Source organism: Psychrosphaera haliotis, assembly GCF_039523615.1.
Classification (GTDB): Bacteria; Pseudomonadota; Gammaproteobacteria; order Enterobacterales; family Alteromonadaceae; genus Psychrosphaera; species Psychrosphaera haliotis.
Map to the genome: position 1 here is coordinate 157719 of NZ_BAAAFQ010000001.1, position 16596 is coordinate 174314.

The 16596-nt window shown below is 39.2% G+C and carries 15 protein-coding genes and 1 tRNA gene; 9 read left to right on the forward strand and 7 right to left on the reverse strand.

Features of this window, described 5'->3' with window-relative positions; all coding sequences use genetic code 11:
- The first annotated feature begins 17 nt into the window (after positions 1 to 17).
- Positions 18 to 1391, forward strand: coding sequence for an SLC13 family permease (locus ABD009_RS00690; protein ID WP_343822069.1), 1374 nt, complete (start codon positions 18 to 20; stop codon positions 1389 to 1391).
- Between the two features lie 143 nt (positions 1392 to 1534).
- Here the strand turns inward: ABD009_RS00690 and fldA are convergent, their stop codons facing one another.
- The 4 genes from fldA to ABD009_RS00710 form a co-directional block, all read right to left on the reverse strand.
- Positions 1535 to 2059, reverse strand: a complete 525-nt coding sequence (gene fldA / locus ABD009_RS00695) for a flavodoxin FldA (RefSeq protein WP_155694897.1) — start codon at positions 2057 to 2059, stop codon at positions 1535 to 1537.
- Between the two features lie 4 nt (positions 2060 to 2063).
- On the reverse strand, positions 2064 to 2348 hold the full coding sequence (ybfE, locus tag ABD009_RS00700; RefSeq protein ID WP_343822077.1) for a LexA regulated protein: 285 nt from the start codon (positions 2346 to 2348) through the stop codon (positions 2064 to 2066).
- A 3-nt stretch (positions 2349 to 2351) separates the two neighbouring features.
- Complete coding sequence (locus tag ABD009_RS00705; protein ID WP_155694893.1) at positions 2352 to 2570, reverse strand: DUF2788 domain-containing protein; 219 nt, start codon at positions 2568 to 2570, stop codon at positions 2352 to 2354.
- A 116-nt stretch (positions 2571 to 2686) separates the two neighbouring features.
- Positions 2687 to 3454, reverse strand: a complete 768-nt coding sequence (locus tag ABD009_RS00710; RefSeq protein WP_343822080.1) for an alpha/beta fold hydrolase — start codon at positions 3452 to 3454, stop codon at positions 2687 to 2689.
- Between the two features lie 180 nt (positions 3455 to 3634).
- Here ABD009_RS00710 and seqA point away from each other — a divergent pair, with 180 nt between their 5' ends.
- The 7 genes from seqA (at position 3635) to ABD009_RS00745 (ending at position 14021) form a co-directional block, all read left to right on the forward strand.
- On the forward strand, positions 3635 to 4300 hold the full coding sequence (seqA, locus tag ABD009_RS00715) for a replication initiation negative regulator SeqA (RefSeq protein ID WP_343822082.1): 666 nt from the start codon (positions 3635 to 3637) through the stop codon (positions 4298 to 4300).
- A 9-nt stretch (positions 4301 to 4309) separates the two neighbouring features.
- Complete coding sequence (gene pgm, locus ABD009_RS00720; protein ID WP_343822084.1) at positions 4310 to 5965, forward strand: phosphoglucomutase (alpha-D-glucose-1,6-bisphosphate-dependent); 1656 nt, start codon at positions 4310 to 4312, stop codon at positions 5963 to 5965.
- Positions 5966 to 6160: 195 nt separating this feature from the next.
- Complete coding sequence (locus ABD009_RS00725) at positions 6161 to 8647, forward strand: glycogen/starch/alpha-glucan phosphorylase (protein WP_343822086.1); 2487 nt, start codon at positions 6161 to 6163, stop codon at positions 8645 to 8647.
- A gap of 169 nt (positions 8648 to 8816) precedes the next feature.
- Positions 8817 to 9878 carry a succinylglutamate desuccinylase gene (gene astE, locus ABD009_RS00730; protein ID WP_343822088.1) on the forward strand — a complete coding sequence of 354 codons (1062 nt, stop codon included), beginning with the start codon at positions 8817 to 8819 and terminating at the stop codon, positions 9876 to 9878.
- Positions 9879 to 10212: 334 nt separating this feature from the next.
- Positions 10213 to 11424: a thiamine pyrophosphate-dependent dehydrogenase E1 component subunit alpha gene (locus ABD009_RS00735; protein ID WP_343822090.1), complete on the forward strand. Its 1212-nt coding sequence runs from the start codon at positions 10213 to 10215 to the stop codon at positions 11422 to 11424.
- Entirely contained in the window at positions 11424 to 12401 is a 978-nt protein-coding gene (locus ABD009_RS00740; protein WP_155694881.1) for an alpha-ketoacid dehydrogenase subunit beta, read from the forward strand. The genes ABD009_RS00735 and ABD009_RS00740 overlap by 1 nt, the downstream gene beginning before the upstream one ends.
- A gap of 15 nt (positions 12402 to 12416) precedes the next feature.
- The gene (locus ABD009_RS00745) at positions 12417 to 14021 is read left to right on the forward strand and encodes a dihydrolipoyllysine-residue acetyltransferase (RefSeq protein WP_343822093.1); all 1605 of its coding nucleotides are present in this window, start codon (positions 12417 to 12419) and stop codon (positions 14019 to 14021) included.
- Positions 14022 to 14107: 86 nt separating this feature from the next.
- On the opposite strand, the gene ABD009_RS00750 is transcribed toward ABD009_RS00745, so the two are convergent.
- From ABD009_RS00750 to ABD009_RS00760, 3 genes are all read right to left on the reverse strand, one after another.
- Positions 14108 to 14512 (reverse strand): type 2 periplasmic-binding domain-containing protein, encoded by a 405-nt coding sequence (locus ABD009_RS00750; RefSeq protein WP_155694878.1) that lies wholly within the window; start codon positions 14510 to 14512, stop codon positions 14108 to 14110.
- Positions 14513 to 14521: 9 nt separating this feature from the next.
- Positions 14522 to 15631 (reverse strand): porin, encoded by a 1110-nt coding sequence (locus ABD009_RS00755; RefSeq protein WP_343822097.1) that lies wholly within the window; start codon positions 15629 to 15631, stop codon positions 14522 to 14524.
- A 155-nt stretch (positions 15632 to 15786) separates the two neighbouring features.
- Positions 15787 to 15871: transfer RNA gene (locus tag ABD009_RS00760), tRNA-Tyr, on the reverse strand.
- A 109-nt stretch (positions 15872 to 15980) separates the two neighbouring features.
- Between ABD009_RS00760 and ABD009_RS00765 the strand changes: the two genes are divergently transcribed.
- Complete coding sequence (locus ABD009_RS00765) at positions 15981 to 16580, forward strand: VC2046/SO_2500 family protein (protein ID WP_343822099.1); 600 nt, start codon at positions 15981 to 15983, stop codon at positions 16578 to 16580.
- Positions 16581 to 16596 lie beyond the last annotated feature (16 nt).

Here is a 16596-nt window from a genome sequence, read left to right on the forward strand (position 1 = left end):
ATAAGAACGGAGTAAAAATGAGCTTTAATAAGCAGAGTTTAATTTGGCTAGCACCACTCATAGCATTTTGTATAGGGTTTTTAACTGCAGAGCTTGGTCAACCTAAAGAAATTGCCATAACGTTAGCGATAACCGTTTGGGTTGGAATATGGTGGGTAACAGAAGCGGTACCTATTCCGTTTGCTTCACTTGTTCCTTTTGTGTTTTTACCAGCATTTGGAGTTATAGACTTTAAAGAAGCCTCTTCGGCATTTGGTAGTCATGTCATCATATTATTAATGGGTGCATTTCTATTGGCGAAGGGCTTAGAATCCAGCGGGGTTCATAAACGAATCGCGTTTAATATTATTAATGCTCTTGGCGGTACTAGCGCATTTCGAATTATATTTGCCTTTATGGTGGCCAGTAGTGTTTTGTCTATGTGGATCTCAAATACGGCAACTGTATTGGCTCTAATCCCCGTTGCTACGGCAATTGCTCTATCTGCTAACAACAGAGACTTTGCAGTAGCCCTGTTATTAGGATTAGCATTTTCGGCAAGTATTGGTGGAGTAGGTACATTAATCGGCACACCACCTAATGTTATATTTGCATCGGTATATGAAAGCTACGCTGGCAACGAGTTTGGTTTTGTTCATTGGATGAAATACGGCGTTCCTGTAGTAATAGTTACCATTCCTATTGTGGCGCTTTATTTGAGCAGGGGCATTACTCTAAATCACAAACTAGAACTGCCTGAGGTTGGAGAATGGCGCACGAGTGAAAGACGTGCACTCATTGTTTTTTTGGTTATTGCTTTACTGTGGATTTTTAGGAAACACCCTTTTGGAGGTTGGTCCGAACTTACGGGAATGACACTCGTTGGTGATGCAACAATTGCGTTGTTTGGCGCTATGTTAATGGCAATTGTTATTGGCGATGATAACAAGCCAATTTTGAATTGGCAGCAGGCAAAAACAATTCCTTGGGATATGCTCATTTTATTTAGTAGTGGTATTTGTCTAGCTAAAGGTTTTGCTGCGTCGGGTTTAAGCGAATTAATAGGTAGTCAACTTTCTTCAGCTTTTGCATTACCGTTATTCTTTTTACTATTGGCGTTGTGCCTAAGTTTGTCGTTTTTGACCGAGGTGACTTCTAATACCGCGACCGCAACCTTGTTCATGCCAATTCTAGCTAGTGTAGCTATAGAAAAGGGCATTCCAATGGAGCTTATAATGATACCGGCTGTAATATCTTGTAGCTTTGCTTTTTGTTTACCCGTTGCAACGGCCCCAAACAGCATCGTATTTGCATCTGGGCAGTTAACAATTTCAGACATGGCTAAAAAGGGTGTAGGTTTAAATATCATTGGTGCGGTTATTGTTTCAACGGTGGTTTATGTAATTCACTAGCGCTACCTTAGTACGAATGAGCCAATCATTAGGTTGGCTTAAACTCTAGATACAAAAAAACCAGCAATGTAGTATTTACACTTGCTGGTTTTTTATTGCTTTAAAAAGAAAGTTTAATACTTTCTCAAACGGTTAATTCGTTATTAGGCTAGTTCGTCTAAACACATCTCTTCACGAATTTGAGCACACCATTGTTTAACACGTTGCTCTGTTAGCTCAGGCTGTCTATCTTCATCAATTCCTAAGCCAACAAAATGGTCAGCATCTGCCATGCCTTTAGAAGCTACAAAGTCATAACCTGCTGTAGACCATTGACCCAATAGTACCGCACCTTTAGTTTCTACAATGTCACGAACCATGCCCATTGCATCTAAGAAGTACTCTGCGTAATCTTCTTGATCGCCACAACCAAAAATAGCAACAAGCTTTCCGTCGAAGTCAATTTGCTCTAGCTCTGGGAAAAAGTCGTCCCAATCACACTGCGCTTCGCCGTAATACCAAGTCGGAATTCCAAAAAGAAGTAAATCATATTCAGCGATTTCTTCTTTAGTGCTTTTTGCCACATCGTGAACGTCAATTAGATTTTTACCTAACTCTTTCTGGATCATTTTTGCGATATGTTCAGTATTACCAGTATCGCTACCAAAATAGATGCCTACACTTGCCATCGGATTAACCTTCTAATAAATTTTTTAATGATTCTTCAATTAACTCTGCTAATAATTCGCTGCGGCTAATCCCGCGTTCTTCTGCTATTACCGTTGCATCGTCATAAATTTCTCTGTGCAGTTTAATCTCTACACGTTTTAAACCAGCTTGCTTATCACGCGTAAGCTGATTTTTTTTATTAATTCTTATTTGCTGTTCACGACTGTATGGCGACGATTTTGGTCTGCCTCTTTGTTTATCAGTTGCAAACAGATCTATAGTTGTTCTATCAATTGTAGCTTTAGCCATTTACTATAAACCGTTATTTTCCCAGAAAAATTGAATAATTCCTTTTGCAACAAAACCGGCGCAACCTAAAAATAGTACCAACCAGACAAAGACCCTACCAAATTTTGGAACATCGCCTTTTTTTAATACGTCTTGTATGGCTAAGCCGATAAATACAAAAATGCCTAAAAAAAACAAATTAAGACCGATTGTTTCTGCTATTGCATACTGCTCTGGTGTCATTACTTCACTACCTTAAAAGAACATTAACGACGTTTTATTCGCTTTACTTTGTTGCTGGTTTGGACGCAAAGACCCAAACGGCGGCGGATTTTAACAAATTTAAAGAGTTATTTCAGCTATTCAGATAAAAAATCTCTACATATTTTTACAAATGCAACTGACCGTTCTGCATGTAGCCAATGTCCCGCTCCATTTATGGTTTTAGCTTTGGTATTAGGGAACCGCCCAACAATCTCACCTCTATGCTCCGGCAATACATAGCTAGATTCGCTACCTATGATAAAAAGAGTAGAGCCAGAGTATGTCCCTTCACGGTTACTTTTTATTAGTTCATTGTAGTCTGAAGACAACTGGTCTAAATTAAATCGCCACACCCACTCTCCAGGTTTAGATTTATCTCGTACTAAACTCTTCAACAAAAAGCTTCGAACGCCTGGTTCATTGATCTTTCTCGCTAAAATTTCGTCGGCGTCTTTTCTATTTTCCAATGTGGATAATGGCACTGCCTGCAAACTGGAAATAATGTCATCATGTCGCGGTTTATATTGCACGGGGGCGATATCCGCAACGATTAACTTAGATATTAACTCAGGATTTGCCAAAGCAATTTCCATCGCAATTTTACCGCCCAGCGAATGCCCCAATATTTGTACAGGACCAACATTCAGCTGTTTGATAAAATCACTTACCGCGTTTGCCATGTTTGCAATTGAAAGTGGTACGACAGTATCTGAGTCACCATGTCCAGGTGCATCAATTAAGTAGACCTTATGCTCATCACTAAGTTCTCTAGCAACGGCTTTTAAGTTGTCTGACGTGCCGAACAAACCATGAATTATGATCAACGGTTTTCCTTCGCCCATGGATTGGTAATTTATTGTCATCAATTTGCCTTAATTAATTTAGGTTTATTAACCTATACTTTGACTTTATTTTCCCTTACACCACTAATTAATGCAATTAGGCTTTAAGAGCAACTTTGATTCTGGTTATAATGAGTTATTCCTTAACATTTCTGTTAACGATCATTTTAAACAAATAATAATTAGTAATGATTGGATTTTATGAAAACTATTCAGATAGACGATGATTTATATCAATTCATCGCAGCAAACACACAAAAAATAGGCGAAAGCGCCTCAGATATTCTTAGAAGACTGTTGTGGGAAAATACCCAATCTAAGCAAGTTGAGGTAACACTTCAACCTTCTGCGGCAACAACTTCAAAGGTTAGTAGCTCAAAAAATGACAATGTCTCAGAGATAAACAACCAACCTGTTGTTGATTCATCAGTTAAAGTAGATGCTCCCGATACTAAAGTGGAAACAGCTCCATTAGTAGAAGAACCTGAAACACAAGACGACCACGTTTTAGAACCTTCAATTTGTAAAGATACCACTGTATTTAACTTGCTCAATAAAGAAGAAGTAGCAACTCAAAAAGGTGCAGTAGGGCGTTTTCTTTTCATACTCGGTAAACTGCATCGAGCGCACAATTCTAATTTTAACAACGTACTTGAAATTAAAGGCCGTGAACGTAATTACTTCGGTTTGTCGGCGTCTGAATTAGAAGCAAGCGGCAGTAGCATCAAACCAAAACAAATTCCAAATAGTGATTACTGGGTAACGACAAATAATAATACACCTAGAAAGAAGTTTATTATTTTTGAAGTGGCTAAACATCTTGGTTACGAAGAAACGGACGCTGAAAAGCTACGTGAACTAATTTAAGGAATCAATATGGCATTGCACGAACGAGCTGGTTTGCCGGCGTTACCTGAAGACCTAATTAATGTTCCAAGGTTGATGGCAAGTTATTATTTAAATGAGCCGGATGTTGAAAAATACCCTGAACAGCGCGTTGCCTTTGGCACGTCTGGCCATCGTGGTTCAGCGCTTAATACAACATTTAACGAAAGCCATGTGTTAGCAATCACCCAAGCGATATGTGAATACCGTATTGAGCAGCACTATGAAGGCCCGGTTTATTTAGGCTTTGATACGCACGCTTTATCAGAAGCAGCTTTTGCTTCAGTTATCGAGGTTTTAGTAGCCAACGAAATTCAGGTCGTGGTGCAGGCTGGTTTAGGTTATACGCCTACTCCTGTGATATCCAATTTGATTATTGAGCACAATAAAGACCATCCAGCATTTTTGGCTGATGGCATTATTATCACGCCGTCGCATAATCCTCCCCAAGATGGTGGGATTAAATATAACCCGCCGCATGGTGGCCCTGCTGACAGTAAAGTTACTAAGTGGATTGAAGATCGAGCAAATCAACTACTGATTGAAGACTTAGCCGACGTTAAACTATTCCCTTACAGCCAAGCATGGAATACAGGTTACGTTAAAGAGCAAGACTTTATTGCTGACTATGTTAGCGGCTTAGAACGCGTCATTGATTTTGCAGCTATCCGTAAAGCGGGTATTAAAATAGGCGTTGATCCTTTAGGCGGCTCTGGTATTCACTATTGGCCAGAAATAAAGGCACAATATGGTATTGATTTAAACCTGGTAAACGAAATAGTAGACCCAACTTTCTCTTTTATGTCTTTAGATAAAGACGGAAAAATTCGTATGGATTGTTCGTCAGAAAAAGCGATGGCGAGCTTAATTGGTCTTAAAGATCAGTTTGAAATCTCCGTTGCAAACGACCCTGACTATGACCGCCACGGTATAGTGACTAAAACGCACGGGCTTATGAATCCAAATCATTACCTATCTGTTTGTATTGATTATTTATCTAAGCATCGCCCAGAATGGGACGCAAACCTTAAAATAGGAAAAACGTTAGTTTCAACCTCTATGATTGACCGTGTAGCTAAAGCCAACGGCAAAGATGTTGTAGAAGTGCCAGTGGGTTTTAAATGGTTTGTAGAGGGTTTATCTAATCACCAGCTTATGTTTGGTGGAGAGGAAAGTGCAGGAGCGAGCTTCTTAACGCGTTACGGTGACGTTTGGTCAACGGATAAGGATGGCATTATTTTAGCCTTGCTAGCGGTGGAGATCACAGCTGTTACAGGTCTAAACCCGTCAGAATACTATGACAAGCTTGTAGAAGATCATGGTAAACCTTTTTATAAGCGAATTGATGCGCCAGCGAGTCCAGAGCAAAAGTCTGTACTTTCATCATTATCACCAACTGATATCACATCAAATATGTTGGCAGGTGAAGAGATAGTCTCAATACTTACTCAAGCGCCTGGGAATGATGCACCAATTGGTGGCTTAAAAGTGGTTACTCAAAATGGTTGGTTTGCTGCTAGGCCATCGGGTACAGAAAATATATATAAAATATATATGGAGAGCTTTATTGGTGAATCGCACTTAGCCAAAATTGAAAAAGAAGCGCAACAAATCGTCGCGTTAGCTTTTAATAGCAAAGGCTTGTAGTCTTTATTTTACCTTGAATTTTTGGCGTGCAAACGTATGTAGGTCAAAAATTCAGGTCATCGGCTTGGTCAAAAACCCGCTTACCTATATATTCCTTCCCCATATTTTGACTATTCTTGAACTCAAGCTCCTCAAAGATTTTCTTTTGAGCATAATTCAAATAACGCTGAGTCTTGAAACAAAAGGGCAATTCACATGGCGAATAACAGCAAAACTTCATTTCCACTTACAGCGGACGTAACCGCTGCAGCGTTTAAGGATTCTATACTTAAACACCTTAATGCAACGCACGGTACTGACGTAAATAAGGCAACCAACAGAAGTTGGTGGGACGCAGTATCTTCTGCGTTAAATGAGTATGTTTACAACAGCCTTAGCCAAACCCAAAGAACTTATTTTGAAAACGATACGCGAGCAGTGCATTACTTTTCGTTAGAGTTTTTGATGGGCCGTTTAACGGGCAACAACCTACACAACTTAGGTTTGTATACCGTTGCACAAGAAGCGCTTAAAGAATTAGACATCAATATCGAAACTTTGGTAGACGAAGAAGAAGATATGGCGTTAGGAAATGGTGGTTTAGGTCGTTTAGCAGCTTGTTTTATTGACTCTTTAGCTACGATGCATTTACCAGCGGTTGGTTATGGCATTCATTATGAACATGGCTTGTTCCGCCAAGAGTTTCAAGATGGTCACCAAATAGAGAGACCAGACAGTTGGCGTGAATACGGCAATCCATTTGAGATTTGTCGTCCGGAAAACGTTCAAGAAATACCTGTTTATGGTTACGTAGAAACTAAATTTGATGACAACGGACATATTGCTAAAGTTTGGCATCCAGGTCGTGTGATTAAAGGTGTTCCTTGGGATGTACCAGTTGTAGGTTATGAAGGTACTAACGTAAATATTCTTCGTTTGTGGGAGTCTCGTGCATCAGACTTCTTTAACTGGGATGTATTTAATGCCGGTGGTTACCATGACGCTCATAAAGAAAATGTAGAGTCAGAGACTGTTTCTAAAGTGCTTTACCCAAATGATGAAACAGAAGCTGGTAAAGAGTTGCGCTTAATTCAGCAATACTTCTTTAGTGCTTGTTCATTAAAAGACATTATTAATCGCTATCAGCGAGCTCACGGTGAAGATTGGAGCAAGTTTAGTGCGCAAGTAGCGGTTCAGCTTAACGATACCCATCCAGCTGTGGCGATACCTGAACTAATGCGAATTTTGGTTGATGAGTTTAATCAAGATTGGGATTACGCATGGAACTTATGTCGCGAAACATTTAGTTATACTAACCACACTTTATTGCCAGAAGCATTAGAGAAATGGTCTGTAAGCTTGTTTGAAAAAGTGTTACCGAGACATTTAGAAATCATTTATGAGATCAACCGTCGTTTCCTAAACGATGAAGTTGAAGCTAAGTGGCCAGGCAACGATACAATTAAGTCTAAGCTTTCTATTATTGAAGAAGGCCATGAACGCATGGTTAGAATGGGTAACTTAAGTGTTATTGGCTCTAATAAAGTAAACGGCGTTGCTGAAGTTCACTCTGCATTGGTTAAGAGTGATTTATTCCCGGAGTTTGACGCACTTTGGCCAGAAAAACTAACAAACGTAACCAATGGTGTTACGCCAAGACGTTGGTTAAAAGCATGTAATCCTAAATTATCAGAGTTAATAGACGCGACAGTAGGCGATAAGTGGCCAACAAACTTAGAGTTGTTGCGTGACTTAGACAAAAAAGCAGACGATGCTGAATTCCAAAAGCAATTCATGGCCATTAAACATGAAAACAAAGTTGAGTTAGCGTCAGTAATTAAAGAGTTAACGGACGTTGAAGTAGATCCTTCAGCTATTTTTGATATTCAAATAAAGCGTTTACATGAATACAAACGTCAACACTTAAACTTATTGCATATCATGGCTTTATATCGCCGTTTATTGCAAAACCCAGACTACGATATGCACCCTCGAGTGTTTATCTTTGGTGCTAAAGCAGCGCCAGGATATAAATTGGCTAAAGATATTATTTATGCCATCAATAAAGTAGCTGACAAAGTGAATAATGATGAGCGTATAAAAGGTAAACTTAAAGTCGTATTTTTACCAAACTATCGAGTTTCTTTAGCAGAAAAAATGATACCAGCAGCTGATGTTTCTGAACAAATATCAACAGCAGGTAAAGAAGCGTCTGGTACAGGTAATATGAAACTGGCGTTAAACGGTGCAATTACTATTGGTACGCTTGATGGTGCAAATATAGAAATCGCCGAAGAAGTTGGTGAAGACAACGTTGTTATTTTTGGTTTGACGGTTGATGAAGTTAAAGCCGTTAACAAAGCTGGTTATAGCCCTTGGGACTATTACTACGCAAACCCAGAGATTAAAGCGGTATTAGACTGGTTTGAAACTGACTACTTTACGCCAGGTAAGCCAGGTGAGTTAGCATCAATAAAGCATAGCCTTTTGGAAGGTGGTGATTCGTACTTATGTTTAGCTGATTTTGACGGTTACTCAAAAGCACACGAGCAAGTTAATGCTAAGTACATTGACAAGCAAGGTTGGGCGAAGAGCGCGATTCTAAATACAGCTTATATGGGCAAGTTCAACTCTGACCGTTCTATACAAGACTATGTAGACAGAATCTGGAAACTAAAATCTTACCCAGTAAAAGTTAACTAATTTACTTAAGTTAATTTACTTAGGTTAGCTCCCTTAAGTGAGTTCAGAAAAAGCCCAGTTAATCTGGGCTTTTTTGTATCCGTTTACCGAAGTCTTACTGGGGTTATGTAAATTGGTTGGATTTGATAAGATATAACTTCATCAACATATTTTTAGGACTACTCCCTACATGGCTACTACGTTTGATTTAATTTCACCAGACTTCCTGACGATTACTAGAAATAATGAATGGCATTTAGATGCGTTCAATGTTCCTAACGAACTTTATAACGTTCAAGTTTGGGATACAGGTGTTATCTATTTCTCACCTAAAAATAACGCCTCAGAACAAGAACAAGCATTTGTTTTCTCTTCTGCCATTCATGGAAATGAAACAGCGCCTATAGAAATATGTACCGATATTATTAATGGTTTGGTTAGTAATACTTTGGCAATAAAACACCCTGTACTTTTCATTTACGGTAACCCAGCAGCTATTAACATTGGCGAGCGTTTTGTTGAAGAAAATCTAAATCGTCTGTTTAGTGGTCGTCATACGAAAGCAGATCCAGAGAGTAACGCTGCGTTACCATTTGAAAATAAAGAGTGTGAAAGAGCCGCTAAACTTGAAGAATATGTAACTCGCTTTTTTGAGTTGCACCCGCAGGCAGAACGAACACACTATGACTTACATACAGCAATTAGAGATTCTGCTCATGAGAAGTTTGCTGTATATCCGTTTATTCATGGAAAACCATGGAAAAAGCAGCAATTTGAAATTTTACGCGCAATGGGTGTGACTACCTTCTTGTTAATGGAAAAGGCTGCCACCACCTTTAGCTACTATTCATCAAATGAACACAAAGCAAATTCATTTACGGTTGAGCTAGGAAAAGTAAGACCGTTTGGTGAAAATGATCAAACCAAATTTGCAGCGGCAAAGCAGACTCTAATAAACCTTTTAAAAGGCACAAACTTTGATGGTGAGTCTTTTGATGCTACTAATTATCAAATAATGACAGTTTTTAGAGAAATTAATAAAACCGATGAATCATTTGAACTGTCCTTTGCCGACAATGTAGCGAACTTTACGGAGTTTAAAAAAGGCCAGGAGTTAGCAAAAGAAAAGGGCGAAGCGATAGTCGCAAACGAAGATGGCGAAGCGATTGTATTTCCAAATGCGCACGTTGCAATTGGCCAACGAGCATTGTTAACTGTGTTACCTACTGATATTTCAAATAACTTGGTTTAACTCTAAAAGCCTAAGTCTTAAACCTTATACTTGAAATCTAAAGCGCTGCCCTAGCGCTTAAATTCACTTTGACAATCTAGCCCGAATTTTTATCTTAATAGCTTCGGGTTAGGCATTCTTATTCACCTTGGCTTAATAATTAGCCAAAAGTGGCAATTTTTCTGAACACTTTTCATTCCTAAACTATTTACTCTAAAAGCCCTAAAAATTGAACGTGTAGCCCGTCACAGGTAAAGTCCTGCTCAATATAAATAATCTAAAAAAATAGCAATTGTGAAAGCATTAACACCAACTATTTGTTCGGTGGCTTTGCATTGAAAGGGGACAAGTCTAAATGACTAAGTTATTAAACGTCGATAATCCAAATAACACGTCAAAAAATGACACGTTAAACTTGGAGTTCGTAGACGAGCACGCGTTGGCTATTCCAACATTTAAAATGTTAGATGATAATGGTGAGCTATACAAAGACGCACAAGCATCATCGATGGATAAAGAGACGGCGATTCGTATATACGAAACGATGCGTTTTATTCGTGTTTTTGATGAACGTATGTTAGCGGCACAACGTCAAGGCCGTGTAAGCTTTTACATGCAATGCTTAGGTGAAGAAGCTGCTGTTACAGGCAGTGCTGCAGCACTTGAAGATAAAGACATGATTTTTGCACAGTACCGTGAACAAGCTGCATTAGCTTATCGTGGTTTTACGCTTGAGCAGTTCATGCACCAAAACTTTTCAAATGAGAAAGACTTTGGTAAAGGCAGACAAATGCCAATTCACTACGGTTCAAAAGAACTGAATTACTCTACAATTTCTTCTCCTTTGGGCACGCAAATCCCTCAAGCGGCTGGTTATGCTTATGGGCAAAAGCTGAAAGGCGATAAAGCCTGCACAATTTGTTATTTTGGCGAGGGAGCTGCTTCTGAAGGCGATTTCCACGCTGGTTTGAATATGGCTGCTGTTCATAGCGCGCCAACGTTATTTTTTGCTAGAAACAATGGCTACGCGATATCAACGCCTGCTTCAGAGCAATTTAAAGGCGATGGCATTGCAGTAAGAGCTGTTGGTTATGGCATGAAAGCATTACGTGTTGATGGCGTAGATGTATTAGCTGTATATGAAGCGGTTAAAAAAGCGAGAGAATTTGCAGTTGAAAACAATGCTCCCGTGCTTATTGAGTCAATTGCATATCGTTTAGCAGCGCACTCAAGTTCAGATGATCCTACTGGTTATCGCGAAAAAGAAGAAGAAGAAACGTTCCGCGCAAATTGTCCTATTGAACGCTTTAGAAAGTACATGTTAAAGCAAGGTTGGTTAGACGAAGCAGAAGATGAAGCAGCTAAAGAGAAAATCAAAGCCGATGTATTAAGTGCTTTAAAAGTAGCTGAAAAAGTTGCTAAACCTGCTCTTGAAGAAATAGTAACTGATGTTTATGAAGACGTTCCTTTGCACTTGCAAAAGCAATACGAGCAACTAAAACAACACATTTTGAAGTACCCAGAAGCTTATCCTGCTACTGCAAGTCGTATAGAGGAGACTAAGTAATGGCTAAAATGAATATGTTACAGGCAATCAACTCTGCGTTAGCAATTGCCATGGAAGAAAACGAAAACGCCTGTGTGTTTGGTGAAGACGTGGGCGCTTTTGGCGGTGTATTTAGAGCAACCAGTGGTTTACAAGAGAAGTTTGGTAAAGATCGTGTTTTTAATACGCCACTAGTTGAGCAAGGTATCTTAGGTTTTGCTAATGGCTTGGCTGCACAAGGTACGTTAGCCATTCCAGAAATTCAGTTTGCGGATTATATTTTTCCAGCCTTTGACCAAATTGTAAATGAAACCGCTAAGTTTCGTTTCCGTTCTGGTAATGAGTTTAATGTTGGCAACCTAGTAATTCGTACACCATACGGTGGCGGCATTCATGGTGGTCTTTATCACTCACAGTCACCAGAAGCTTATTTTGCGCATACACCTGGCTTAAAGTTAGTGTTCCCACGAAACGCTTATCAAGCAAAAGGCTTATTGGCGGCGAGTTTAGAAAGTAACGACCCTGTAATCTTTTTTGAACCAAAAAGGTTGTACAGAGCGTCAGTTGGCGATGTACCTGAAGGTAAATATACAATTCCATTAGGTAAAGCTGAAATCGTTCAACAAGGTACTGATATCACTCTTTTAGCTTGGGGGGCTCAAGTTGAAATGTTAGAAAAAGCCGCAGAAATGGCGTCTAAGGATGGCATTTCTTGTGAGATTATTGACTTGCGTACGGTTGCACCTTGGGATGTTGAAACGGTTTCTCAGTCTGTTATTAAAACAGGACGCCTAGTGGTTTCTCAAGAAGCTCCATTAACGGGTGGTTTTGCTTCAGAAATTGCAGCAACTATTCAAGACGAGTGTTTCTTGCATTTAGAATCGCCAATTGAAAGGGTTTGTGGATTAGATACACCTTATCCGTTAGCGCATGAAAAAGAATATATGGCCGATCATCTAAAAGTTTACGAAGCGATAAAACGCTCTATTAACTACTAATCTGGAGAATTAAGAATGAGTACTGATTTTATTTTGCCAGATATTGGTGAAGGTATTGTAGAGTGTGAAGTCGTTGAATGGTTAGTCGCAGAAGGCGATACGGTTAAAGAAGATCAGCCAATTTGTGAAGTGATGACTGATAAAGCAATGGTAGAAATACCAGCAAAGAGTGATGGTGTAATTGCTAAGTTATATTACCAAAAGGGTGAAATAGCAAAAGTTCATGGTCCATTGTTTGCGATTGAAGAGTCAGGCGGCGATGTTAAGTCTGAATCTTCAACAGAAGCTGCTTCGAATTCAACAAGCGTAAATCCAGTTCAAAATCAAAAACTAGATAATTCAAATTCTAGTGGCACGATATTAGAAGACTTTCTATTACCAGACATTGGTGAAGGAATTGTAGAGTGTGAAGTTGTTGAATGGCTAGTTGCAGAAGGCGATGCGGTTAAAGAAGATCAGCCAATTTGTGAAGTAATGACCGACAAAGCTATGGTAGAAATTCCAGCTAAAAGTGACGGTACGGTAGCTAAACTTTACTACCAGAAAGGTGAAATAGCGATTGTACATCAGCCGTTATTTGCAATTGCTGTGGCCGGGAATGGACCTGCTCAGGCGGAAAGCCTAACTCAGCAAGTTAAAGCTGAAAAGGCAGTTACTAATAATACTCAAAACGTGTCTTCATCTGCACAAGTTGACTCAAATAAAATATTACCTAATGGTAAAAAAGCCGTTGCTTCTCCAGCAGTTAGACGTTTAGCTAGAGAAATGAACTTAGATATTACTATGGTTCAGGGCACAGGCGCTAAAGGGCGAGTTTATAAGCAAGACTTATTAAATCACAGTGCTACGCAACAGGCTTCTGCTACGCCGGCTTCTTCGTTAAATGCAGGGGCAGTTGAAAAAGTAACTCAACCTTTAACAAGAGTAGAACCTATTCGTGGTGTTAAGTCTGCAATGGCAAAAGCAATGCAAGACTCAGTTTCAACGATACCTCACTTTACCTACTCAGATGAGATTGATCTAACTGCGCTATACGCACTTAGAAAACAGTTGAAGCCAGAGTACGAAGCGCAAGGTATTAAGTTAACCATGATGCCTTTCTTCATGAAAGCGATGTCTTTGGCGATGAAACAGTTCCCAATAATGAATTCTAAGCCTAATGCTGATTGTACAGAGTTAACTTACTATTCTGAGCATAATATTGGTATGGCTGTTGATTCTAAAGTGGGGTTACTTGTGCCAAATATTAAAGGTTGTGAATCTTTAAGCATTAAAGAAATTGCAGTTAAGATGACTGAAGTTACCGAGCAAGCTAGGGCAGGTAGATTGTCCCCTGAACAGCTTAAAGGCGGTACTATTTCAATATCAAATATTGGCGCTTTAGGTGGTACTACAGCAACACCAATTATCAACAAGCCTGAAGTAGCAATAGTTGCGCTAGGCAAGATGCAGCTATTACCTAGGTTTAATGATCAAGGTGAAGTAGAAGCTAGAAGAATGATGAACGTTAGCTGGTCTGGTGATCATCGTATAATCGATGGCGGTACAATTGCTCGCTTTAATAATTTATGGACAAAGTATCTAGAAAACCCTTCGTCTATGATTATGGACATGGTCTAAACAAAACTTTTAATTATTCAAACTAATAAAAACCCCAGACTTTGTAATAAAGCCTGGGGTTTTTTGGTATTAGCTTCGTTTAGTTATTAAAACTTAGTAACCACCTTTACATCTCCCGTTACCTTCGAAGCATCGATATATCCGATAACACTTGGGTTGGTAGAAACGAGCTTAAGTACCTCTTCCGAGTTCGCTACAGACTGAGGAGGGGTTCCTTTACCGGTAAACACAAGCTTTGACCAATATGCTTTTAATTGGCTTTCAGAACGTTTCAATACCTTCTCATTGAATTCTGAAGTTGCAGCCTGGCTATTATCCAAATTAACAGGAATGATTTGATTCCCATTGGGGAACGACTTCATTTTGCCTGTAAAGATACGAGCTACGGATTTTTCATCCAAAGCTGAGTCATTTGACGGATGAACAATAACTGCGATTTCTGCAAACGAGTTAAACGATAGTGCTGCTAATATTAATAAAAGTTTTTTCATTTTTTTCCCCTAGAAAACTAAATCTATACCAAATGTAAGTGCTTTACTGTCACCAGCTACTGCATATTCATATGAATTATCGTTTACAACATCATATTGAACTTTAAATGCAGCTGATGGATGGAAGTCATAACGGATACCTACAGAAGTAGTATCGTGGTCCTCGCCGTCACTAATTGGTGAACCGTCTAGGTAATCACCAGTTTGATCAAGCTTTGAATATGATAAGTATGGTGTGAAGGTGCCAAAGTTATGGCCAATACTCACCATTAGAGAATCAAGTTCTCCATCGTCATCTAATTCAAGTTGGTTTATTTCGGTAAGTAGGAAAGTATCACCCCAGGTGGCGTTTATGGCCATTCCTAAAAAAGTACCATCGCGCTCTGTTTTTCCACCCCAAGTTTGTTGCACTCCGCTACGAAAACGCTCGTTTGTATAAGTCATTGCGGTGAAACGCAATTCTAACCAGTCGTTACTAGCGTTAAATACAGCTCCAAAAATATCTTTCCAAATCTCTGTTGTTGGCTCTATAAAGAAAAACTGACTCAACAATCTGTTGTTTTCGCTTTCTTCTTTACCGGTATAAAAGTTACTGCTTATAGACCAGTCACCAATATGTCCAGAATAAAGTGCATTTATACCGTTGTAGTTAAATACTTGCCAGGTATAGGTGTCAGCAGGCGGTCTAAGCCAAACATAAGCAAAGCCTACATCATAAAAATCTGAGTAGTAAAAGAGCGGTAGGCGTTTTTTACCAGCCTGTATGGTCCATTGATCATTAATTTCGTACGAAAGGTAGGCCCATTCAAATGTAGTATCGAAACTATCAGCGCCTCGAGAAACAATTTGAGCTGTCGCAGAAAGTCCATCTGACAGCGTTGCTTTAACTTGCAGTCCGAATAAACTTTCTTGTTTAAAAGATAAATCTTCACTGTAGGCCGATACAATTGGGTAATCAGCTAAAAATGTGGGAGGAACGTCATAATGGGGTACACCGTCGCCACTTAAAACTTTACCCGCCGTTATACTTGCAAAGCCAGTAAAATCGATATCGGCTTTAGCACTTCCATGTGCGAGCAATGTGCAAATAGCGGTAACTAAATAAACATTTTTTCGCATTGTTGAGACCTTAAAAACAATTAATGTCTTAAAGGTATATATCCGAAATGGCAAATTTACAAATATCGAGCGGTAATTTTTATGATAATCATTAGAATACGCGGAGATTGAGATCAAGAAAGGCACAACAAGTGTTGTGCCTTTCTTTTGAAATGTGGTGGAGGGAGGTGGATTCGAACCACCGAAGGTAGAACCGTCAGATTTACAGTCTGATCCCTTTGGCCACTCGGGAACCCCTCCAGAACGAGACGCATAATAACAAAGAAAAAAATTCTGTAAACAAATAATTAAAGAAAATTTGACGACTGCCGAAATAATGACTAGTTAAGGTTTTAAAGAAGTAGCCATAGTGTCAAATAATGTAGATTACAGCCCTGAATATTCCACTGTGAATCAGACTGCCAATGTTGTTCGTGAGTCGGTGTATTACAATGACATCAGAAAAGCAGTAGATAGTTCGGACAGCGGTAGTTTTAAGATGTTGTTGTCGATGTTAACGAAAGACGCAACTGAGTTTGACCAGTTTAATCAGGTTTCTACACGTACAACGCTTACGGATAAAAATGTTCAACAAATTTTTTCTACTCCGAGTGCACCGCTTTATGGACAAACAGACCGACAACGTTCTACACACCAGAATGAATTAATATCCAATGGCCATTTTCAAGATGTCCGTCTAGAAAATACACTTAGGCCTGAAGCTCTATCTTATAAAAGCCAATTGCTAGAACAAAGTCTTATAGACAGCTTGGATTACAACGTAAAACAACGAACGGTCAATCCCGCAATTATAGGAAGTCAGGAACATTCAAATTCATCTCATGAACCAAAAGCTACTAATCATTCGAAAATAGTGAATATTCATAGTATTGAACGTCCTAACTCAATGGATATCGATAGTTGGTTCAATACGTTAACTGCATCAAGAAGTTTAGACTTAGTTGGGTAGAACTGGTTATAATCAA